The organism is Streptomyces sp. SAI-170 (assembly GCF_049739565.1).
In the GTDB taxonomy this organism is placed as follows: Bacteria; Actinomycetota; Actinomycetes; order Streptomycetales; family Streptomycetaceae; genus Streptomyces.
Genome location: NZ_JBMGQD010000001.1, coordinates 3,211,021 through 3,232,545 on the forward strand (window position 1 = coordinate 3,211,021; position 21,525 = coordinate 3,232,545).

Annotated in this window: 18 protein-coding genes; 11 read left to right on the forward strand and 7 right to left on the reverse strand. The window is 72.0% G+C overall.

Annotated elements, in window-relative coordinates:
* The first annotated feature begins 45 nt into the window (after window positions 1–45).
* On the forward strand, window positions 46–927 hold the full coding sequence (locus tag RKD23_RS14160; protein WP_424854013.1) for an antibiotic ABC transporter ATP-binding protein: 882 nt from the start codon (window positions 46–48) through the stop codon (window positions 925–927).
* A complete protein-coding gene (locus RKD23_RS14165) occupies window positions 924–5,090 on the forward strand; it encodes a caspase family protein (protein ID WP_424854014.1) in 4,167 nt (1,388 codons plus the stop codon). The genes RKD23_RS14160 and RKD23_RS14165 overlap by 4 nt, the downstream gene beginning before the upstream one ends.
* On the opposite strand, the gene RKD23_RS14170 is transcribed toward RKD23_RS14165, so the two are convergent.
* Window positions 5,065–5,511 carry a hypothetical protein gene (locus RKD23_RS14170; RefSeq protein WP_424854015.1) on the reverse strand — a complete coding sequence of 149 codons (447 nt, stop codon included), beginning with the start codon at window positions 5,509–5,511 and terminating at the stop codon, window positions 5,065–5,067. The genes RKD23_RS14165 and RKD23_RS14170 overlap by 26 nt on opposite strands.
* 346 nt (window positions 5,512–5,857) lie before the next feature.
* On the opposite strand from RKD23_RS14170, the gene RKD23_RS14175 reads away from it, so the two are divergent.
* Window positions 5,858–7,630, forward strand: a complete 1,773-nt coding sequence (locus RKD23_RS14175) for an acetyl/propionyl/methylcrotonyl-CoA carboxylase subunit alpha (RefSeq protein ID WP_424854016.1) — start codon at window positions 5,858–5,860, stop codon at window positions 7,628–7,630.
* A 121-nt stretch (window positions 7,631–7,751) separates the two neighbouring features.
* On the opposite strand, the gene RKD23_RS14180 is transcribed toward RKD23_RS14175, so the two are convergent.
* Together RKD23_RS14180 and RKD23_RS14185 are read right to left on the reverse strand one after the other, a co-directional pair.
* Window positions 7,752–8,708 (reverse strand): DeoR/GlpR family DNA-binding transcription regulator, encoded by a 957-nt coding sequence (locus tag RKD23_RS14180; RefSeq protein WP_424854017.1) that lies wholly within the window; start codon window positions 8,706–8,708, stop codon window positions 7,752–7,754.
* A gap of 130 nt (window positions 8,709–8,838) precedes the next feature.
* Window positions 8,839–10,284: an NAD(P)H-quinone dehydrogenase gene (locus RKD23_RS14185; protein ID WP_404042590.1), complete on the reverse strand. Its 1,446-nt coding sequence runs from the start codon at window positions 10,282–10,284 to the stop codon at window positions 8,839–8,841.
* Window positions 10,285–10,400: 116 nt separating this feature from the next.
* Between RKD23_RS14185 and RKD23_RS14190 the strand changes: the two genes are divergently transcribed.
* The 4 genes from RKD23_RS14190 to RKD23_RS14205 all read left to right on the forward strand — a co-directional run bounded on the left by RKD23_RS14190 (window position 10,401) and on the right by RKD23_RS14205 (window position 13,761).
* Window positions 10,401–10,838: a gamma-glutamylcyclotransferase gene (locus RKD23_RS14190; RefSeq protein ID WP_404042591.1), complete on the forward strand. Its 438-nt coding sequence runs from the start codon at window positions 10,401–10,403 to the stop codon at window positions 10,836–10,838.
* Window positions 10,839–10,982: 144 nt separating this feature from the next.
* Window positions 10,983–11,123, forward strand: coding sequence for a hypothetical protein (locus RKD23_RS14195; RefSeq protein ID WP_424854018.1), 141 nt, complete (start codon window positions 10,983–10,985; stop codon window positions 11,121–11,123).
* Window positions 11,124–11,230: 107 nt separating this feature from the next.
* The gene (locus RKD23_RS14200) at window positions 11,231–12,055 is read left to right on the forward strand and encodes a purine-nucleoside phosphorylase (RefSeq protein WP_404042592.1); all 825 of its coding nucleotides are present in this window, start codon (window positions 11,231–11,233) and stop codon (window positions 12,053–12,055) included.
* A 74-nt stretch (window positions 12,056–12,129) separates the two neighbouring features.
* Window positions 12,130–13,761, forward strand: a complete 1,632-nt coding sequence (locus RKD23_RS14205; protein ID WP_424854019.1) for a phospho-sugar mutase — start codon at window positions 12,130–12,132, stop codon at window positions 13,759–13,761.
* Window positions 13,762–13,860: 99 nt separating this feature from the next.
* Here RKD23_RS14205 and RKD23_RS14210 read toward each other — a convergent pair whose 3' ends face one another.
* Genes RKD23_RS14210 through RKD23_RS14220 form a run of 3 tightly spaced genes read right to left on the reverse strand, consistent with a single transcriptional unit; the run spans window position 13,861 to window position 16,558 of the window.
* A complete protein-coding gene (locus tag RKD23_RS14210; RefSeq protein WP_424854020.1) occupies window positions 13,861–14,208 on the reverse strand; it encodes a hypothetical protein in 348 nt (115 codons plus the stop codon).
* 9 nt (window positions 14,209–14,217) lie between these two features.
* Complete coding sequence (locus RKD23_RS14215) at window positions 14,218–15,876, reverse strand: hypothetical protein (RefSeq protein ID WP_424854021.1); 1,659 nt, start codon at window positions 15,874–15,876, stop codon at window positions 14,218–14,220.
* A gap of 49 nt (window positions 15,877–15,925) precedes the next feature.
* The gene (locus tag RKD23_RS14220) at window positions 15,926–16,558 is read right to left on the reverse strand and encodes a PH domain-containing protein (protein WP_424854022.1); all 633 of its coding nucleotides are present in this window, start codon (window positions 16,556–16,558) and stop codon (window positions 15,926–15,928) included.
* Window positions 16,559–16,815: 257 nt separating this feature from the next.
* On the opposite strand from RKD23_RS14220, the gene deoC reads away from it, so the two are divergent.
* From deoC to RKD23_RS14235, 3 genes are read left to right on the forward strand one after another with little or no spacing between them, the layout of a single operon-like run.
* Window positions 16,816–17,775, forward strand: coding sequence for a deoxyribose-phosphate aldolase (gene deoC, locus RKD23_RS14225; RefSeq protein WP_424858232.1), 960 nt, complete (start codon window positions 16,816–16,818; stop codon window positions 17,773–17,775).
* A 5-nt stretch (window positions 17,776–17,780) separates the two neighbouring features.
* Entirely contained in the window at window positions 17,781–19,217 is a 1,437-nt protein-coding gene (locus RKD23_RS14230; protein ID WP_424854023.1) for an aldehyde dehydrogenase family protein, read from the forward strand.
* Complete coding sequence (locus RKD23_RS14235) at window positions 19,210–20,106, forward strand: aldehyde dehydrogenase family protein (protein WP_424854024.1); 897 nt, start codon at window positions 19,210–19,212, stop codon at window positions 20,104–20,106. The genes RKD23_RS14230 and RKD23_RS14235 overlap by 8 nt, the downstream gene beginning before the upstream one ends.
* 81 nt (window positions 20,107–20,187) lie before the next feature.
* Here RKD23_RS14235 and RKD23_RS14240 read toward each other — a convergent pair whose 3' ends face one another.
* Window positions 20,188–20,565 carry a hypothetical protein gene (locus RKD23_RS14240; RefSeq protein ID WP_424854025.1) on the reverse strand — a complete coding sequence of 126 codons (378 nt, stop codon included), beginning with the start codon at window positions 20,563–20,565 and terminating at the stop codon, window positions 20,188–20,190.
* Window positions 20,566–20,689: 124 nt separating this feature from the next.
* Between RKD23_RS14240 and RKD23_RS14245 the strand changes: the two genes are divergently transcribed.
* Entirely contained in the window at window positions 20,690–21,325 is a 636-nt protein-coding gene (locus RKD23_RS14245; protein ID WP_424854026.1) for a uridine kinase family protein, read from the forward strand.
* Window positions 21,326–21,525 lie beyond the last annotated feature (200 nt).

The window sequence follows — 21,525 nt, forward strand, 5'->3', positions numbered from 1 at the left end:
GTACGGTGACGATGTAGGGCATCCGCACGGGGGGCAGGGCCGCTGATGAGCCGGATCGTCATGGTGCACGGCATCGCGCAGGAGTTTCTCGGCCCGGAGCAGTTGCGCCGGGACCTGGTACCCGCCCTCCAGGACGGCGTACAGCTCAGCGACGCCGGAATGCGGGTGGACCCCGACGACGTGTCCTGCGCCTTCTACGGCGACCTGTACTTCGAGCCGGGCACCCGCTCCATCGATCTGCCCCCGTGGGACGAGACCGACGTCGAGGACGACATGGAGGCCGAACTCCTCGCCGCCTGGTGGGAGACCGCCGCTCGGATCGACCCCGGGGTACCGGCCCCCGACGAGCCGGGCACCCGGGGCATCGGCGCCTTCGCCGTCTCCCGGGCGCTGCGGTACACCTGGGTGCGCACGGCCCTGGACGCGCTGGCCGCGTCGGCGTTCTTCGGCCGGGTGTCCGACCGGATGCTGATCTTCGCGCTGCGGCAGGTGCGCCGCTATCTGACCGAGCCGGAGCTGCGCGCCGCCGCCGTGCGGCGGGTCGCCGAGCAGGTCGGGCCCGACACGAAGGTGCTGGTCGGCCACTCACTGGGCTCGGTGGTGGCGTACGAAACGATCTGCGCGCATCCCGAGTGGCAGCCGCTCGACCTGGTGACCGTGGGCTCGCCGCTGGGCCTGCGCGGGATCGTCTTCGACCGCCTCACTCCCGCCCCGACGGACGGCCTCGGCGCCTGGCCCGGCCGGGTCCGGCACTGGAGCAACATCGCCGACCGGGGCGACATCGTCGCCCTGACGGACCGTCTCCGCGACCGCTTCGGCGACCGGGTCACCGACCACACCATCGACAACGGCGCCCGGATGCACGACTTCGCCCGCTATCTGTCGGCGCCGAAGACGGGGGCGGCGGTGGCCCGGGGGCTCGCATGACGACCGCCGGACCGGCCGACGCCCCGGCGGAAGGCCGCAGACTCCTCATCGCCGTCGGGGTGGGGACGTACACCGACCCCACGGTCCCGGACCTGCCCGGCGTGCACCACGACGTGGCACGGGTGCGGACACTGCTGGAGCCGATGGGGTACGAGACGGTGCTGCCCGAGCTGGCGGCGGACGCCACGGCGCAGCAACTGCGCGAGGGCATCGGGACCTGGGCGGCCGGCGCGGACCTCGGGCCGGACGACGTGGTCGTGCTCTACTTCGCCGGGCACGGGGTGAAGGACCTCGACCGGCACCATCTGCTCTGCTCCACCAGCGTGCCGGGCTCCCTGGACGCGAGCGCGCTGCCCAGCGAGGATCTGGGCCGGGCGCTGGTCAAGAGCGAGGTGGGCCAGCTCCTGATCGTCCTGGACACCTGCTACTCCGCCGAGGGCGCCGGGGACATCGGCCGGACGGCCTCCCAGCTCGCGCGGTTCCGGCGGGGCGCGGCGGGCCGCTGGCTGCTGGCGTCCGCCCGCTCCAAGGACAGGGCCCGGGAGAACGCCTTCGTGGACGCGCTCACCGAGGTGCTCCAGGAGCCGCGGCTGGGCGTGCTGCCGGAGTTCGTCGGCGTACGGGAGGTCACGCACCGGGTCAACAAGTACTTCGCGGCGGAGCGGCTGACCCAGCAGGCCCGGCTGTCGACGATCGAGAGCGACGGCTACGCGCCCTTCTTCCGCAACAAGGACCACATACCCGCCCTGTCCGGCCGCGCGCTGGACGGCGACACCCTGCTCCGGCTGCGCCGCCAGACCCGCGGCCACTTCGAGACCCGCGGGCGCGGAGTGGGCAGCCTGGAGGAGAAGGGCGACTACTTCACCGGCCGTACGGCGGTCCTGGACGAGCTGACCGACTGGCTGGACGCGCCGCACCACGACAGCCGGGCCCGGATCGTCACCGGCGACCCCGGATCGGGCAAGTCGGCCGTCCTGGGCCGGCTTCTCGCCCGCATCGCCGATCAGCGCCACGTCGTCCAACTGCACGCCCGGCACGGCACCCTGGAGGATCTGACCGCCGTCCTCGCGCAGGTGGTGCGCCAGCCGGGGGCCGCATTGGACGACCTGCTCCAGGCGCTGAGCGAACGCGCGTCCGCGGACCCGGTGACGGTCCTGGTCGACGCGCTGGACGAGGCGGGTGCCGCGGGTGACGCGGGCGAGGGCCGCCTGATCGCCCAGCGGCTGCTGCGGCCGATGTCGGCGCTGCCCGCCGTACGCCTGATCGTGGGCACCCGGCGGTCTCTGCTGCCCGCCCTGGGGGACGCCGTCGAGATCATCGACCTGGACGACCGCGTCCGCCCTCACGAGATCGCCGAGTACGCGACGAAGCTCCTGCTCGACGCGGCGGACCCGGCCTCGGCCTCGCCCTACCGCGGGTCGCCGGAGGCGGCGGCGACGGTGGCCCGCGGGATCGCCTCCCGCGCGGGGACGTCCTTCCTCGTCGCCCGCATGACGGCCCGTGCCCTGATCCGCGAGTCGCGACGCATCGACACCACCGCCCCCGGCTGGGAGGCCGGGCTGCCGAGCAGCGCGGACGACGCCTTCGAGGCGTACCTCAGGCAGTTCGGGCCCAGGCGGCCGCTCGTGGAGCGCCTGCTGATGCCGTTGGCCTACGCCCAAGGGGCGGGCCTGCCCTGGTCCACGGTGTGGGCGTCGGTGGCGGAGTCGCTGTCGGGCGAGCCGTGCTCCGAGGAGTCGCTGCAGTGGCTGCACGAACACGCCTCGTCGTACGTCGTGCAGTCGAAGACGCCGACCGGCGACTCGTCGTTCCGCCTCTTCCACGAGTCCCTGGCGGAGTACCTGCGCGCCCGGGGGCCGGACGACACGACGGCCCACCGGTCCATCGCCCGATACCTGCTCGCACAGGTCCGCCTCGCCCCGGAATCCGGCGTACGGGCGTGGTCCGGCGTCCATCCCTACCTCCGCAACCACCTGGCGACCCATGCGGCGGCGGGGGGTGTCCTGGACGACCTGCTGAGGGACACCGAGTTCCTGCTCCATGCCGCCCCGGCCCATCTCGTCCGCGTGCTGGACAGCGCGGCCTCCCCCGAGTGCAGCCTGCGGGCCGCCGTCTACCGGGCCTCCTACGCCGCCCACGCCGGGGCCTCGGTGCGCGAGCGTCGCGACATCCTGGCGATCGACGCGGCGCGGTACGGCGACAGCGGACTGAGCCGGGAGTTCGCCCGGGGACGGGGGTGGCTGCCCCGGTGGGCGACGGGCGGCCTGATCAATCCGGCGCTGCGCAGTACGTTGCGCAACCATCCGACCTCCGTGAGGAGCTTGGACAGCACGGTCGTCGACGGGCGGCCGCATGTCGTCACGGGCATCTTCGGCACGGGGTACCTCGGCGTCTGGGACCTGACCGACGAAACCTGCCGGACCGTCCTCTCCGGCCACACCGATTCCGTCGAAGTCGTGAGCTGCGTCGACATCGACGGCGTACCGCATGCCGTCTCGGGAAGCCACGACAGGACCGTGCGGCTGTGGAACCTGGCCGAGCAGAGAGAAGTACTCCGCTGCGAGGTGGGGCAGCCGGTCGAGACCCTCGCCTGCGCGACCGCGGACGGACGTCTCTGTGCCGTCGTGGTCACCCGAAGGTCCCTCAGTGTCTGGGACCTCGTCGACGGAACACGCCGCACGGAACTCGCCACGTACGACCTCGGAGTCCCGGCGGCCACGGTCGTCAGCCTCGGCGGACGCCTCCACCTCGTCGCCCCGGACGGACACGGCCGGCGTGCCGTGGTGCGAGACCTGCTGACCGGAGAGCCGTGGCGGACCTGGCGGGGCCGGCGCTTCCGGCGGCGTGCCGCAGAGCCGTATGTGCTGGCCTCCACCGTGCTCGACGGCGACCCGCACGTCGTCGTGTGCGGCTTCGAGAGGGTCGAGGTCTGGAACCTCGCCACCGGTGCCCGCCACAACAGCCTGCAGGCACCCGCGCGCGCCTTTCCGCACGCCGCGGTCTGCACCCTGATCGGGGGCACTCCCCATCTCCTCGTCGCCTACGACAAGACCGTCCGCGTCTGGAATCTGGTCGACGGCAGGCTCCGTGCGACGCTCACCGGGCACACCGAGGACGTCAGAACCGTCACCTGTGTCACGTTCGAGGGGCGCCCCCACGCCGTCACCGGCGGTGGTGACGGGGTGCGGATCTGGAATCTGACCGACGCCACCTGGCAAGGGTCGCGTGCGGGCCACACCTACGAGGTCCGATCGGCGTCCTGCCTCATGATCGGCGGGCGTCCGCACGCCGTCACCGGCGACCAGACAGGCGCCGTCGTGCTGTGGAACCTTGCGACCGACACGCCGACACCCGTGAGGTACGCGGACATCGGCTCATGGGTGTCGGCCTCGGTCTGCCTCACGGTCGACGGCGAACCGCACGCGGTCCTGGGCACCGCGGACCAAGGCCTGTACGTCTGGAACCTCGCCGGCGACCACAAGCCGAAGCGGATCGTCGAGCAACCGTCCTGGATCTACGAGGTGACCTGCACGGACATCGACGGCCGACCGCACGTCGTGTGGGCCGAGGACGGAAGCGTCCAGGTCTGGGACCTCGCACGAGCGGCTGCCCACCTGCAGATCGACATCCCCACCGGCATGCCCTACGGGCTGGCCTGCACCGTCCTGGACGGCCACCCCCACGCGGTGACCGGCAAGGGCGAGCTGATGAGCGTCCGGGACCTGGTCGACGGCTCGGACCGCACGGAGCACTACCGCGGTTCGCACACAGGAACGTACAAAGTGACCTGTTTCCACAGGGGTGGGCGCCCGCACGCCCTGATCGAAGGCTACGACGGCGTCCGCGTCCAGGCTTTCGACGGCAGCGGCCCCGGCACGGTCCTGGACACCTCTCCCGGGTACGACGTGCAGGCTCTGGCGTACACCACCATCGACGGGCACCCGCACGCCGTCGTGGCCTTCGGCGCGGAGCAGACCGGCAGGGGCGAGTACGGCATCGAGGCGAAGGCCACGGTTCAGATCTGGAACCTGACCACCCTCGAGCTCGTGGAGTCGATCAGGCTGCCCCTGCCCACGGACACCATCGCCGCCCAAGGCCCCGACATCGTCATCGGCATGGCCGACGAGGTCGTCGTCCTCACGCGGGCACGGCCCCACCCGTAGGCTCCGGCCCCGCGGCCGTCTCGGGGGCGTCCTGGGCGTCGTACGTCATGAGCAGCAGGACGATCAGCCCCAGCACGGCGGCCATGAACGCGAAGGCGGGCCAGCCCACCAGACCCCACGTCAGCGCGGCCAGCAGGCCGTGGACGACCGCCGCGCTGATCAGGGCGATGCGGCCGAAGCCGGCGGGCGCGCGGTCGCGCAGGCCGACGAGCAGGGCTATGTAGGCGCACAGCAGGAAGTACAGCCCGAACAGAATTCCGCCGACCTTCGAGGACAGGGACATCACGTCCGGGTCGAGGCCGCCCATGGACATGTGCTGGCGTTCGACGACCACTCCGAGGAACCAGTTGATCGCGGCGATCGCCAGGCCCTCCACGAGCAGAACGAGCGCCAACAGCCACGCCACCGGTCTGCGCACCACGGGTCCCCACCCTCTTCCGAACGCGGCGTTCGAGTCATCGCGAACGCTACTAACGGGTAAACCAGCGGACAAGGGTTCGGCGACGGGCAAAGAATCATTGGGCCATTCGTAGGGACTCGACAAAGAAACAGAGTGGGCCGCAGCACGCTCGCACAGAGACCTTGGCCACATGAGAGGGCTAGGGTTTCCCGGAGGAGTCCTGCGTACCAAGGTGCGACAAGGGATTTCACGGGTGGAGCAGGCCTCGCATCACGCTCCGTGTGGCACAGCTCACCATTGGGGACGGGTCGAACTGCCGTGTCGGCAGTCCCTAAACTCGGCTTGTTTCAAGGAGGGAGCCTCAATCGTGCGCAAGGTGCTCATCGCCAACCGTGGCGAAATCGCTGTCCGCGTGGCCCGTGCATGCCGGGACGCCGGGATCGGCAGCGTCGCTGTCTACGCCGACCCGGACCGGGACGCTCTGCATGTCCGCGCGGCGGATGAGGCGTTCGCCCTGGGCGGTGACACCCCGGCCACCAGCTATCTGGTCATCGACAAGATCCTGAACGCCGCCCGGGAGTCCGGGGCCGACGCCGTCCACCCGGGCTACGGCTTCCTCTCCGAGAACGCCGAGTTCGCTCAGGCGGTCCTGGACGCGGGGCTGATCTGGATCGGCCCGCCGCCGCAGGCCATCCGCGACCTCGGTGACAAGGTCGCCGCCCGGCACATCGCCCAGCGCGCCGGCGCCCCGCTCGTCGCGGGCACCCCGGACCCGGTCTCCGGTGCCGAGGAGGTCGTGGCCTTCGCCGAGGAGCACGGCCTGCCGATCGCCATCAAGGCCGCCTTCGGTGGCGGTGGCCGCGGTCTGAAGGTCGCCCGCACCCTCGAAGAGGTGCCGGAGCTGTACGACTCGGCCGTCCGTGAGGCGGTCGCCGCCTTCGGTCGCGGCGAGTGCTTCGTCGAGCGCTACCTGGACAAGCCGCGCCACGTCGAGACCCAGTGCCTCGCCGACCAGCACGGCAACGTGGTCGTGGTCTCCACCCGTGACTGCTCCCTGCAGCGCCGCCACCAGAAGCTCGTGGAGGAGGCCCCCGCGCCCTTCCTCTCGGACGAGCAGATGGCCGAGCTGTACAGCGCCTCGAAGGCCATCCTGAAGGAGGCCGGCTACGTCGGCGCCGGCACGGTGGAGTTCCTCGTCGGCCTGGACGGCACGATCTCCTTCCTGGAGGTCAACACCCGCCTCCAGGTCGAGCACCCGGTCACCGAAGAGGTCACCGGTATCGACCTGGTCCGCGAGATGTTCCGTATCGCCGACGGCGAGGAGCTGGGCTACGACGACCCGGCGATCCGCGGCCATTCCTTCGAGTTCCGCATCAACGGCGAGGACCCGGGCCGCAACTTCCTCCCGGCTCCCGGTACGGTCACGCGGTTCGACGCGCCGACCGGTCCGGGTGTCCGGCTGGACGCGGGCGTGGAGTCCGGCTCGGTCATCGGCCCGGCCTGGGACTCGCTGCTGGCCAAGCTGATCGTCACCGGCGCCACCCGTGAGCAGGCCCTGCAGCGTGCGTCGCGTGCGCTGGAGGAGTTCCAGGTCGAGGGCATGGCCACCGCCATCCCGTTCCACCGCGCGGTGGTGAAGGACCCGGCGTTCGCGCCCGAACTCACCGGCTCGTCCGACCCGTTCACGGTCCACACCCGTTGGATCGAGACCGAGTTCGTCAACGAGATCAAGCCCTTCGCCGCCCCGGCCGACGCCGAGACGGACGAGGAGGCGGGCCGCGAGACGGTCGTCGTCGAGGTCGGCGGCAAGCGCCTGGAAGTCTCCCTGCCGTCCTCCCTGGGCATGTCCCTGGCCCGCACGGGCCTCGCGGCGGGCGCCAAGCCCAAGCGCCGCGCGGCCAAGAAGTCCGGCCCCGTCGCCTCGGGCGACACCCTCGCCTCGCCCATGCAGGGCACGATCGTCAAGATCGCCGTCGAGGAGGGCCAGCAGGTCGAGGAGGGCGACCTGGTCGTCGTCCTGGAGGCCATGAAGATGGAACAGCCTCTCAACGCCCACCGGTCGGGCACCATCAAGGGCCTGACCGCGGAGGTCGGCGCGTCCATCACCTCGGGCGCGGCGATCTGCGAGATCAAGGACTGATCAGCTTTGCAGCGTGGTTTCCCCGCGTGCCGTCAGGGGCGCGGGGAACTGCGCGACAAGCCACAACGAACGGCAAGACGCACGGCAGCAGCAAGTCCGACGGCGAGAGGCGAGCGAAAACTCACCGCCGCCGCATATCAGCCACCCGTGCAGCCCGCTCCACGGACGCCCCCTGCTCACTCAGGACGCCTGCACGAAGGGACGCGGCGGCCCCACGCCGAGGCGCCGGCAGAGGCACATCCCGCCGCTGAGGGCGTACCCCCGCGGCCTCACCCCCGGCAGGGACCCCGTTTCCCGAGCCGCCGGCCACCGCGATCTGCACGCCCTGGTCGGCCAGCGCCTGCAACTCGGTCGCCGCGCGGTCGTCGTGCGCGGGCGGCTCGTCGGTGACCAGCCGGGTGATCACATCCGTGGGCACGGTCTGGAACATGGTGTCCGTCCCGAGCTTGGTGTGATCGGCGAGCACGACCACCTCGGCGGCGGCCTGCACCAGCGCCCTGTCCACGGACGCGGAGAGCATGTTCGAGGTGGACAGCCCCCGCTCGGCGGTGAGACCGCTGCCGGACAGGAAGGCGCGCGACACCCGCAGCCCCTGGAGGGACTGCTCGGCGCCGGAGCCGACCAGGGCGTAGTTGGAGCCCCGCAGCGTGCCGCCGGTCATCACGACCTCCACGCGGTTGGCGTGGGCGAGGGCCTGGGCGACCAGCAGCGAGTTGGTGACGACGGTCAGGCCGGGGATGCGGGCGAGCCGGCGGGCCAGCTCCTGGGTGGTGGTTCCGGCCCCGACGACGATGGCCTCGCCCTCTTCGACGAGGTTCGCGGCGAGGTCGGCGATGGCGGTCTTCTCGGCGGTCGCGAGATGTGACTTCTGCGGAAAGCCGGACTCGCGGGTGAGTCCGCCGGGCAGTACCGCACCGCCGTGCCGGCGGTCGAGGAGTCCTTCTGCCTCCAGTGCCCGCACGTCACGCCGTACGGTCACTTCGGAGGTCTGGACGACGCGGGCGAGCTCACGGAGCGACACTGCCCCGTTGGCTCGCACCATTTCGAGGATCAATTGGCGACGTTCTGCAGCGAACACGAAACTGACAGTAACCCCAAGGGCCGTCTGGTTTCAGCAGTTTGCGCCGAATAACAGAAATTGCGCACACAGGGCGACGGGAAGTGGTATGCGGGCATACTCCCGTCGCCCTCGCGGACGAGGAAATGCCTTACGCGTCGCCGGTCTTACGGGTGTGCAGCTGCCGTGCCACCTCGGCGATCGAGCCCGACAGGGACGGGTAGACGGTGAACGCGTTCGCGATCTGTTCGACCGTCAGGTTGTTGTCGACGGCGAGCGAGATGGGGTGGATGAGCTCCGAGGCGCGCGGCGAGACGACCACGCCGCCGACCACGATGCCGGTGCCCGGGCGGCAGAAGATCTTGACGAAGCCGTCGCGGATGCCCTGCATCTTGGCGCGCGGGTTGCGCAGCAGCGGCAGCTTGACGACCTTGGCCTCGATGACACCGCCGTCCACGTCCGCCTGGGTGTAGCCGACGGTGGCGATCTCCGGGTCGGTGAAGACGTTCGAGGAGACCGTCTTGAGGTTCAGCGGGGCCACCGCGTCGCCGAGGAAGTGGTACATGGCGATACGGCCCTGCATCGCGGCGACCGAGGCGAGCGCGAAGACGCCCGTCACGTCACCGGCGGCGTACACGCCCGGGGCGCTGGTGCGGGAGACCTTGTCGGTCCAGATGTGGCCCGAGTCCTTGAGCTTTACCCCGGCCTCCTCCAGGCCCATCCCCTCGGTGTTGGGGATGGCGCCGACCGCCATCAGGCAGTGGGAGCCGGTGATGACCCGGCCGTCGGCGAGGGTGACCTCGACGCGGTCGCCGACCCGCTTGGCGGACTGGGCGCGGGAGCGGGCCATGACGTTCATGCCGCGGCGGCGGAAGACGTCCTCCAGGACGGCGGCGGCGTCCGGGTCCTCGCCGGGCAGCACGCGGTCGCGGGAGGAGACCAGGGTGACCCGCGAGCCGAGGGCCTGGTAGGCGCCGGCGAACTCGGCGCCGGTGACGCCGGAGCCGACCACGATGAGCTCCTCGGGCAGCTCGTCGAGGTCGTAGACCTGCGTCCAGTTCAGGATGCGCTCGCCGTCCGGCTTGGCGTCGGGCAGCTCGCGCGGGTGGCCGCCGGTCGCGATGAGCACGGCGTCGGCGGTGAGGGTCTCCTCGGTGCCGTCGGCGGCGGTGACGACGACCTTGCGGGAGCCGTCGAGGGCCTGCATGCCCTCCAGGCGACCGCGGCCGCGCATCACGCGGGCGCCGGCCCGGGTGACGGCGGCGGTGATGTCGTGCGACTGGGCGAGCGCGAGCCGCTTCACACGCCGGTTGACCTTGCCGAGGTCCACGCCGACGACCCGGGCGGCCTGCTCCAGCGGAGGCGTGTCGTCGGCGACGATGATGCCCAGCTCCTCGTAGGAGGAGTCGAAGGTGGTCATCACCTCGGCCGTTGCGATAAGGGTCTTCGACGGCACGCAGTCGGTCAGCACCGACGCTCCGCCCAGACCGTCGCAGTCGGCGACGGTCACCTCCGCGCCGAGCTGAGCGGCCACCAGGGCCGCTTCGTATCCGCCGGGTCCGCCACCGATGATCACGATCCGAGTCACGTACCCCATTGTCCCGCACCCTTCAAGGTGCTACTGCCCAGGGGGGCCGGGCGTGGTACGTCCGTTACAAAGGGGACGCCCGAGGACTGCAGTGGTGTGAGTTCCGGCTGCCGTACCCTCTCCCCATGTCGCTCTATGCCGCGTACGCCGGCAACCTCGACGCGCGGCTCATGACGCGCCGCGCCCCGCACTCGCCGATGCGCGCCACCGGCTGGCTGAACGGGTGGCGGCTGACCTTCGGGGGCGAGCAGCTGGGCTGGGAGGGCGCCCTCGCCACGATCGTCGAGGACCCGTCGGCCCAGGTCTTCGTCGCCCTCTACGACGTCGCCCCGATGGACGAGGACTCCCTCGACCGCTGGGAGGGCGTCGGCCTCGGCATCTACCGCCGCATGCGCGTGCGGGTGCACACCCTGGACGGCGAGGAGTCCGCCTGGGTGTACGTCCTGAACGCCTACGAGGGCGGCCTGCCCTCGGCCCGCTACCTCGGCGAGGTCGCCGACGCGGCGGAGTCGGCGGGGGCGCCGCACGACTATGTGATGGAGCTGCGGAAACGGCCCTGCTGAGCCGTCCCGGCCCCTAGGCTGCGCACCCATGCACCAGGTCCACTTCACCGAACCGGCCGCGCGGTCCGCGACCGGCTCGACGCCCGCCGACGCGCCGCCTTCGACAAGGGCGTCGCACAGCTCGCCCGCGATCCGTTCCCGGCCGTGTCCCGGCCGCAGGGCGACCGCCGCACGGTGCTGCTCACCCGCGACACCCTCGTCCACTACACGGTGAACCTTGACCGACTGCTCGTCGCCGCCGTCGCCGCCTTCGACGACGAGGACGTCCTCATCACCGACGCGTAGCCGCTCCACCCAGCGGAGCGTTTCGTGGGAAACGACAAGACAACGATCGCCATCCCGTGAGCTCTGTCATCTACGCGCGTAGGCGATAACCGGCTACTCTCGTCGGCGTGAACGCATCTCTTCTTCCGGACGACATCCAGGGCGACCCGTACGCCGCCGCCGACGCCGCCGCCGCTCGCCTGCGCGAACTGACCGGCGCCGAGTCCCACGACGTCGCCCTTGTGATGGGCTCCGGCTGGGCACCGGCCGTGGACGCACTGGGCGATCCCGACGCCGAGTTCCAGGTCACCGAGCTGCCCGGGTTCCCGCCGCCGGCGGTCCAGGGGCACGGCGGCAAGATCCGCTCGTACAAGATCGGCGAGAAGCGCGCCCTGGTGTTCCTGGGCCGCACCCACTACTACGAGGGCCGTGGCGTCGCCTCCGTCGCCCACGGTGTGCGCACCGCGGTCGCCGCCGGCGCCAAGACGGTCGTCCTCACCAACGGCTGCGGCGGTCTGCGCGAGGGCATGCGCCCCGGCCAGCCGGTGCTGATCAGCGACCACCTCAACCTCACCGCCACCTCCCCGATCGTCGGCGCCAACTTCGTCGACCTCACCGACCTGTACTCCCCGCGGCTGCGCGCCCTGTGCAAGGAGATCGACCCCACCCTGGAGGAGGGCGTCTACGCGCAGTTCCCCGGCCCGCACTACGAGACCCCGGCGGAGATCCGTATGGCCCGGGTCATCGGCGCGGACCTGGTCGGCATGTCGACGGTCCTGGAGGCCATCGCGGCCCGTGAGGCGGGCGCCGAGGTGCTCGGCATCTCCCTGGTGACCAACCTCGCCGCGGGCATGACCGGCGAGCCGCTGAACCACGAGGAGGTCCTCCAGGCCGGCCGTGACTCGGCGGCCCGGATGGGCTCCCTGCTGGCCCAGGTGCTCGGCCGGATCTGAGTCGCACAAGGGGTGGGCCCGGGCCGCGGTCCGGGGGCCACCCCGCACCCCATCACACGAGAGGTTGACCGCACGTGACCGACGATCTCATGGCACGGGCCCGGGCATGGCTGGCCGAGGACCCCGACCCGGAGACCCGCGAGGAGCTGGCCGCGCTCGTCGACGCCGAGGACGTCGCCGAGCTGACCGCCCGTTTCAGCGGCACCCTGCAGTTCGGCACCGCCGGGCTGCGCGGTGAGCTGGGCGCCGGCCCGATGCGCATGAACCGCTCGGTCGTGATCCGCGCGGCGGCCGGTCTCGCCGGCTACCTCAAGGCCAAGGGCGAGACCGGGGGCCTGGTCGTCATCGGCTACGACGCCCGCTACAAGTCCGCCGACTTCGCGCGCGACACGGCGGCCGTGATGACCGGCGCGGGCCTGAAGGCCGTCCTGCTGCCCCGCCCGCTGCCCACGCCCGTGCTCGCCTTCGCGATAAGGCATCTGGGCGCGGTCGCCGGTGTCGAGGTCACCGCCAGCCACAACCCGCCGCGCGACAACGGCTACAAGGTCTACCTCGGCGACGGCTCGCAGATCGTGCCGCCCGCCGACGCGGAGATCGCCGCCGAGATCGACGCGATCGCGGCCCTGGCGGACGTGCCCCGCCCCGACAGCGGCTGGTCGGTGCTCGACGACGCGGTCCTGGACGCCTACCTGGCCCGCACGGACGCCGTCCTCGCCGACGGCTCGGCCCGCGGCGCCCGCACCGTCTACACGGCCATGCACGGCGTCGGCAAGGACGTCCTGCTGGCCGCGTTCGCCCGCGCCGGCTTCCCCGAGCCGGTGCTGGTCGCCGAGCAGGCCGAGCCCGACCCGGCGTTCCCGACGGTCGCCTTCCCCAATCCGGAGGAGCCGGGCGCGATGGACCTGGCGTTCGCCAAGGCGCGCGAGGTGGAGCCCGACCTGATCGTCGCCAACGACCCGGACGCCGACCGCTGCGCCGTGGCCGTGAAGGACGGCGCCGACTGGCGCATGCTCCGCGGCGACGAGGTCGGCGCGCTGCTCGCCGCCCACCTGGTCGCCCGCGGCGCGCGCGGCACCTTCGCCGAGTCGATCGTCTCCTCCTCCCTCCTCGGCCGGATCGCCGAGAAGGCGGGCCTGCCCTACGAGGAGACCCTCACCGGCTTCAAGTGGATCGCCCGCGTCGAGGGCCTGCGCTACGGCTACGAGGAGGCGCTCGGCTACTGCGTCGACCCCGAGGGCGTGCGCGACAAGGACGGCATCACCGCCGCCCTGCTGATCACCGAGCTGGCGTCGGAGCTGAAGGAGCGGGGCCGCACCCTGCTGGACCTCCTGGACGACCTCGCCGTCGAGCACGGCCTGCACGCCACGGACCAGCTCTCCGTGCGGGTGAAGGACCTGTCCCTGATCGCCGACGCCATGCGGCGCCTGCGCGAGCAGCCCCCGACCGAGCTCGCGGGCCTGGCCATCACCCGCGCCGAGGACCTCACCCGGGGCACGGAGACGCTGCCGCCCACCGACGGCCTGCGCTACACCCTGGACGGCGCCCGCGTCATCGTCCGCCCCAGCGGCACCGAGCCCAAGCTCAAGTGCTACCTGGAGGTCGTCGTCCCGGTCGCCGCGCACGCCGGGCTGCCCGAGGCACGCGCCAAGGCGGCCGACCTGCTCGCCACGATCAAGCGCGACCTGTCGGCGGCGGCCGGCATCTGACGCCGCCCTCCCCCTCGTCCGTGGGGCGCCCCACCGTCCGGGGGCGCCCCACGGCCGTCTCCGCCCGGGGGCGCCTCATCGGGTGACCTCACCGCGCCCTCAAGCCACCGCGCGCAACGCCACCACGGTCAGGGCGATGCCGGTGGCCGCCCCCGTCACCAGTGCGGCGACAGCCGCCCACCGGCCGACGCCCTGCTCGTGGGGCACGCTCGGCACCACCTTGTGCAGGACGGGCGCCACGAGCAGAACAAGCCCGAAGCCGGCCCCGAGGCGCGCATACGTCCCACCCGCGCAGGCCGCCCGGAAACGTCCCCCGCATCCGCCCGGCTCGGCGCTGAAGCCCGTCACCACGAGGAACAGCGCGGCGGCATACACCGCACCGAAGAGTGCCGTCACCGCGAAGTCGACCCGCCGCGCTCTGCCGGAGTCGTAGCCGTCACCGGGCATGTGTCCCCCCTACGGCAGCACGAACAGCAGCAGCGCTGTCCAGGCGACGGCAGCGGTGAGGCCGTACGGCCACTGCGGGCCCCCTCGGTGACGGGGCTCGACGGCCTCGGTCGGACGCTTGGCCGGGTCCTGCCACAGCGCGGTGAGCTCGGCGGCGATCCGGTCCTGGCGGTGCACCCGCCCGAGGCGGCGCTCCAGGCGGCGCCAGCGGTTGCCGTTGAGCGTCCACTCCATGAAGTCACGGTCGGTGCTGTCGATCTTCAACTGGTGCTTGTCGACCTTCACCAGCCGCAGTTGCTCCCAGGGGATGTGCCGGGGCCCCTTCAGACCGTCCAGCCACAGTCCCTCGCGGTCGGCGACGACGTACCAGGCGGCCAGGTGCGGGGCCACGCCGTAGGCCACCGCGGCGACGAACGCCCCGGCCAGCCAGCGCAGCACCCCGTCCTCGTCCCAGACGAACACGCAGGCGATCCCCAGGAAAGCCAGCAGGGAGAGCCAGTCGCGCAGCCCGGCCCGCCACCGCCGCACCTGTCCGCCCGCCACGGACGCGGCGAGGCCGTCCAGGCGCTGCCGGTCGGCGGACTCGTCGGCCACGGCCCGCTTCTGCCGGGCGGCCCGGCCCCGGACGGCATGCTCCGACAGCGGCAGCACCGGCCCCGTCGAGCACTCGGTGACGGGCGGCTCGTCCGACAGGTCGGCGGCGCTGACGACGACCACCTCGGCCCCGTCCCAGGGAGCGCCGTACAGGACGGCCTCCCGCAGCGGGCCCGGCTCCTCGGCGTCCAGCCGGTCGAGGAGGGCCTGGAACTCGTCGTCGCTGTCGTCGCTGTCGTCGCTGTCGTCGTCCTCGTCGGCCTCGTCCTCGTCGTCCTCGTCGGCGAACGACGTGGCGACCGTGAACAGGGGGCGCAGTCCGGTCCGGTCGTCGGCCGCGAAGACCTCCAGGTCCACGTCGACGCCCTCCCGCACCAGCACCCGCAGCACCGGCACGGGCCCCGCGCGCAGGGCGAGCGCACGGCGGCGGGCCAGCACCCCGGAGAGCAGCACAGTGAGCCCCAGCCCGACGACACACCAGGCCAGTGCCGGGGTGACCTGCCGGTCCTCGGCCAGGTCCCAGACATCCCGTACGGCGAACAGCACGGCCCCGGCCGCCGCGACGAGCACCCCCGCCCCGATCAGGAACCGCCCGCGGAGGACCTTCCCCGCGGCGTCCGGCACCACCGCGGTCACGCCCCCGGGGGCCGCCGCCCGCTGCCGCCCGCGCGCCAGCAGCCGCGGCAGGACGAGGGCCCACGCCCCGGCGAGTACGACGGCCAGGCCGAGTCGCGCGCCGAGCGGTGCCTGCGTCTGTACGAGCACCAGTCCGGCCGCGACCGGCGCGGACACCACGACGGCCTCCGGCCGCAAGGGCGTCCACACCAGGTGCAGCGCGGCGAGCGCGGCCACCCAGGCGGGCAGGTCGGCGTACAGGTGCAGGGCCCCGCTCGCGGTGAGCGCGGCCACGAGCAGGCCGAAGGTCACGGCGTCGGGTGTCCGGCCGGGCACCCAGCGGGGCGCGAGCGCGGCCGTCCAGCGCCGGGCCCGCTCACCGTCCCAGGCCGGACAGCCCTCGGGCACGAGCCCGGCGGGCAGCGGCAGGGGACCTTCGATGTCGGCGTTCGTACTCATCGAAGGTCAGACGGACGAACCGGGGAAGGGGTTGTCCTCCGCTGCGGGCTCACCCCAGCGCCGACAGCACCGCGAGCAGCACCGCGCCCACGACGGCCGGCGCGATGATCTCGTACGCCCAGCGCACGGTGACCTCGCCCTGCGACGTCTTCGCCTTCTCGCGGGCCTCCCGCATGGCGCGCAGCTCGTCCATGATCTTGTCGCCCTCGTCGCGCAGCGGCCCCTCGTCCAGGTCGGCGGCCGGCCCGAAGGCGCTGCCCCGCACCCGCTTGCCCGCCTTGGCCGCGGCGGCCTGGGCGTCGCGGCGCTGCTGGCGGCGGGCGGCCCGCTTGCGGCCGCGCAGGGAGACGGGGACGGCCCACAGCTGGAACTTGTCGCCGGAGTTGGCCACGACCTCGTTGGTGTAGCCGGAGCGCAGGGAGGCGATCTCGCCCCAGGGCAGGGTCACGTCCCGCAGCGGGTTGCGGACGCGCAGGCGGTCCTCGCCGGCGAAGACGGCGGGCCTGAGGGTGTAGGCCACGACGAGCGGCACGAAGGTGAGCAGAGCGGCGAGGGCGAGCCAGGGTGTGCGCCCCTCGCCCCGGATCAACGCGTCGATGCCGAGCCAGCCGGCGAGGGCGAGCAGCAGCACGCCGCCGACGAGGGCCATGGGCGAGCGGTAGATCCGGTCCTTGGTGGTCATGCCCGCGATTATGCCTGGGGGTTTTGTTCGCCTCCTCGCCGTGGGGGTCTGTGCGCGTTCGCGAGTGCGGACCGTCCGTGGCCGATCGCGCAGTTCCCCGCGCCCCTGAGGGACGCGTCCCTCAGGGGCGCGGGGAACTGCGCGAGCAACCCACGACCACCCGCAGACGCGAACGCGACAAATCCACCCACGGCGATAAGGCGCACCCACTCCCCCTGTACAGCCGCTACGCGCGTAGATATGCTCGTCTGGTGACCATGCCCACCAATGCACCCACCGCAGCACACGCCCTCCCGGACGTGACGTCGTCAGACACCTCGCTGCGCCGCTTCCTCCACGGGCTGCCCGGCGTCGACGCGGTCGGCCTGGAGGCGCGCGCCGCTTCCCTCGGCACCCGTTCCATCAAGACGACCGCCAAGGCGTACGCGATCGACCTCGCCATCTCGATGGTCGACCTGACGACGCTGGAAGGCGCGGACACCCCGGGCAAGGTCCGGGCGCTCGGCGCCAAGGCGGTCCTCCCCGACCCGACCGACCGCACCACGCCCACCACGGCCGCGGTCTGCGTCTATCCCGACATGGTGGCCACCGCAAAGGAGGCCGTCGCCGGCTCCGGCGTGAAGGTCGCCTCGGTGGCCACCGCCTTCCCGGCCGGCCGCGCCGCGCTCGACGTGAAGCTGGCAGACGTGCGGGACGCCGTCGCCGCGGGTGCGGACGAGATCGACATGGTCATCGACCGCGGGGCGTTCCTCGCGGGCAAGTACCTGAAGGTGTACGACGAGATCGTCGCGGTGAAGGAGGCCTGCGGGGCGGCCCGCCTCAAGGTCATCTTCGAGACCGGCGAGCTCTCGACGTACGACAACATCCGCCGCGCCAGCTGGCTCGGCATGCTGGCGGGCGCCGACTTCATCAAGACCTCCACCGGCAAGGTCGCCGTCAACGCGACCCCCGCCAACACCCTGCTGATGCTGGAGGCCGTCCGCGACTTCCGCGCCCAGACCGGGGTACAGGTCGGAGTGAAGCCCGCCGGCGGCATCCGCACCACCAAGGACGCGATCAAGTTCCTGGTCCTGGTCAACGAGACGGCAGGCGCGGACTGGCTGGACAACCACTGGTTCCGCTTCGGCGCCTCCTCGCTGCTGAACGACCTGCTCATGCAGCGCCAGAAGCTGGCCACCGGCCGCTACTCCGGCCCCGACTACGTGACGGTGGACTGATCGACATGACCTCCCCCTTCGAATACGCACCCGCTCCCGAGTCCCGCTCGGTCGTCGACATCGCCCCGTCCTACGGCCTGTTCATCGACGGCGAGTTCACCGAGGCGGCCGACGGCAAGGTCTTCAAGACCGTCTCCCCGTCGACCGAGGAGGTGCTCTCCGAGATCGCCCAGGCCGGTGAGGCGGACGTCGACCGGGCGGTGAAGGCTGCCCGCAAGGCGTTCGAGAAGTGGTCGGCGCTGCCGGGCTCCGAGCGCGCGAAGTACCTCTTCCGCATCGCCCGGATCATCCAGGAGCGCAGCCGTGAGCTGGCCGTCCTGGAGACCCTCGACAACGGCAAGCCGATCAAGGAGACCCGCGACGCCGACCTGCCCCTGGTCGCCGCGCACTTCTTCTACTACGCGGGCTGGGCCGACAAGCTGGAGCACGCCGGCTTCGGCGCGAACCCGCGCCCGCTGGGCGTGGCCGGCCAGGTCATCCCCTGGAACTTCCCCCTGCTGATGCTGGCGTGGAAGATCGCCCCGGCGCTCGCGACCGGCAACACGGTCGTCCTGAAGCCGGCCGAGACCACCCCCCTGTCCGCACTGTTCTTCGCGGACATCTGCCGCCAGGCGGGCCTGCCCAAGGGCGTCGTCAACATCCTTCCCGGTTACGGCGACACGGGCGCCGCGCTCGTCGCGCACCCGGACGTCAACAAGGTGGCCTTCACCGGCTCCACGGCCGTCGGCAAGCAGATCGCCCGGTCCGTCGCGGGCACCCACAAGAAGGTCACCCTGGAGCTGGGCGGCAAGGGCGCCAACATCGTCTTCGACGACGCCCCCATCGACCAGGCCGTCGAGGGCATCGTCAACGGCATCTTCTTCAACCAGGGCCAGGTCTGCTGCGCGGGCTCCCGGCTGCTGGTCCAGGAGTCGATCCAGGACGAGCTGCTGGAGTCGCTGAAGCGCAGGCTCTCCACCCTGCGCCTGGGCGACCCGCTGGACAAGAACACCGACATCGGCGCGATCAACTCCGAGGAGCAGCTCGCCCGGATCACCACCCTCGTCGAGAAGGGCGAGGCGGAGGGTGCCGAGCGCTGGTCCGCGGCCTGCGACATCCCCGAGGCCGGCTACTGGTTCGCCCCGACGCTGTTCACGAACGTCACCCAGGCGCACACCGTCGCCCGCGACGAGATCTTCGGCCCGGTCCTGTCCGTGCTGACGTTCCGTACGCCCGACGAGGCCGTCGCCAAGGCCAACAACACGCCGTACGGCCTGTCGGCGGGCATCTGGACCGAGAAGGGTTCGCGCATCCTCGCCGTGGCGAACAAGCTGCGCGCGGGCGTGATCTGGTCCAACACGTTCAACAAGTTCGACCCGACCTCGCCGTTCGGCGGTTACAAGGAGTCGGGCTTCGGCCGCGAGGGCGGCCGCCACGGCCTGGAGGCGTACCTCGATGTCTGACCCGACCCCCCGTCTCTCCGTCTTCAAGACCTACAAGCTGTTTGTCGGGGGCAAGTTCCCCCGCTCCGAAAGCGGCCGGGTGTACGAAGTGACCGACTCCAAGGGCAACTGGCTGGCCAACGCACCGCAGTCGAGCCGCAAGGACGCCCGTGACGCGGTCGTCGCCGCGCGCAAGGCGTTCGGTGCGTGGTCGGGGGCGACGGCGTACAACCGCGGCCAGATCCTCTACCGCGTCGCCGAGATGCTGGAGGGCCGCCGGGACCAGTTCGTGCGCGAGGTCGCCGACGCCGAGGGGCTGTCCAAGTCGAAGGCGGCCGCGCAGGTGGACGAGGCGATCGACCGCTGGGTCTGGTACGCGGGCTGGACCGACAAGATCGCCCAGGTGGTCGGCGGCGCCAACCCGGTCGCCGGTCCCTACTTCAACCTGTCCTCCCCGGAGCCGACCGGTGTGGTCGCGGTCGTCGCCCCGCAGGAGTCGTCGTTCCTGGGTCTGGTGTCGGTGATCGCCCCGGTCATCGCCACCGGCAACACGACGGTGGTCGTCGCCTCGGAGAAGTCCCCGCTCCCCGCCCTCTCCCTGGGCGAGGTCCTGGCCACTTCCGACCTGCCGGGCGGTGTCGTCAACGTCCTGTCCGGCCGTACGGCGGAGATCGCGGCGCCCCTCGCCGCGCACCAGGACGTCAACGCGATCGACCTGGCCGGCGCGGACGAGGCGCTGGCCAAGGAGCTGGAGATCGCCGCGGCCGACAACCTCAAGCGCGTCCTGCGTCCACAGCCTGTGGACGACTGGGCCGCACCGGCGGGGACCGACCGCATGACGGCGTTCCTGGAGACCAAGACGGTCTGGCACCCGACGGGTTCGCTGGGCGCGTCGGGGTCGTCGTACTGAATGTGCCTTTGAGGGGCGCGGGGAACTGCGCGACCGGCCACGACGATCAGCAGACGGCGGCCGGTCGCCAGTTCCCCCTTCTCAGCCGCCCAGAATGCTCCCGATCGACTGCGCCTGGGCGACAGGCCCCGTCAGCGCCTGGGACGTCAGCGGCTGGAAGTCGGCGAGCTGGGTGCCGACCCCGTTGTCGAGCGGGTCGACACCCGTCCCGGCAAGGGGGTTGGGCTTCAGGGCGGTGATCGGCCCGGTCACGTACTGGACGGATCCGGTGAGCGCCGCCAGCCCGGCCTGCGGGTCGATGTGGCCCAGCGAGGTGGGACGCGTACGCACCACGTCCAGGGCGGGCCCGCCGTCGGCCGCGGCCGTCGTGGCGGAAGCGCCCAGTGCCACGCCGGCGGTGGCCAGCACGGCCAGCGCGCGCCGGCCCGTGGAGTTCGGGGAGTCGTCGTGTCGGCCCATCGGTGCCACCTTCTGATGCGCTAGGTAATCGGTCAGACGCGAAGCGTAGTTGAGGTGTGACGCGGGCTTCAAAGCCGACCCGCTGGGTCGTGAACCGCGGGTGGATGCCTCACACTGGTGTTCCGTGAGTTCCCAACCGCCCATACCCACGCGAGTCGTGCTGCTCTGCGGCCCTTCCGGCTCCGGCAAGTCCCTGCTCGCGGCCCGCTCCGGCCTACCGGTGCTGCGGCTCGACGACTTCTACAAGGAGGGCGACGACCCGACGCTGCCGCGGGTGACGGGGAGCTCCGACATCGACTGGGACCACCCGGACTCCTGGGACGCGGACGCGGCCGTCGCCGCCATCGAGGAACTGTGCCGCACGGGCCGTACCGACATCCCCGTCTACGACCTCTCGCTCAGCGCCCGGACCGGCGCCGACAGCATCGACATCGGGCGGACCCCGGCGTTCATCGCCGAGGGCATCTTCGCCGCCGAGATCGTCGGGCGCTGCCGGGAGGCGGGAGTGCTCGCCGACGCGCTGTGCCTGAGCCGCGGCCCGGTCACCACCTTCCGCCGGCGCTTCCTGCGCGATCTGAAGGAGGGCCGCAAGTCGGTGCCCTTCCTGCTGCGCCGCGGCTGGCGTCTGATGCGCGCCGAGCGTTCCATCGTCGCCCGCCAGAGCGCGCTGGGCGCCCACGCCTGCGACCGGGACGAGGCCCTGGACCGGCTGGCCGCCGCGGCCGCGGGTCGCTGCGCGGCGACGCGGACCGCGGTCTGACCGTCGTACGACGTCCGTAGAGCGGAGAGCGGAGAGCGGGCCGCGGTCCGACCGTCGTACGGTGAAGCGGACATGCGAAAGCGGGACTGGACGGACCCCCCGGCCCTCCAGTCCCGCTCCCTTTGTGCTCCCCCGTGCTTCCCCCGTGTTTCCCCCGTAGGCCTTGCTTTCCCCCGTGTCCCCCGTGGTCCCTCGGTGGT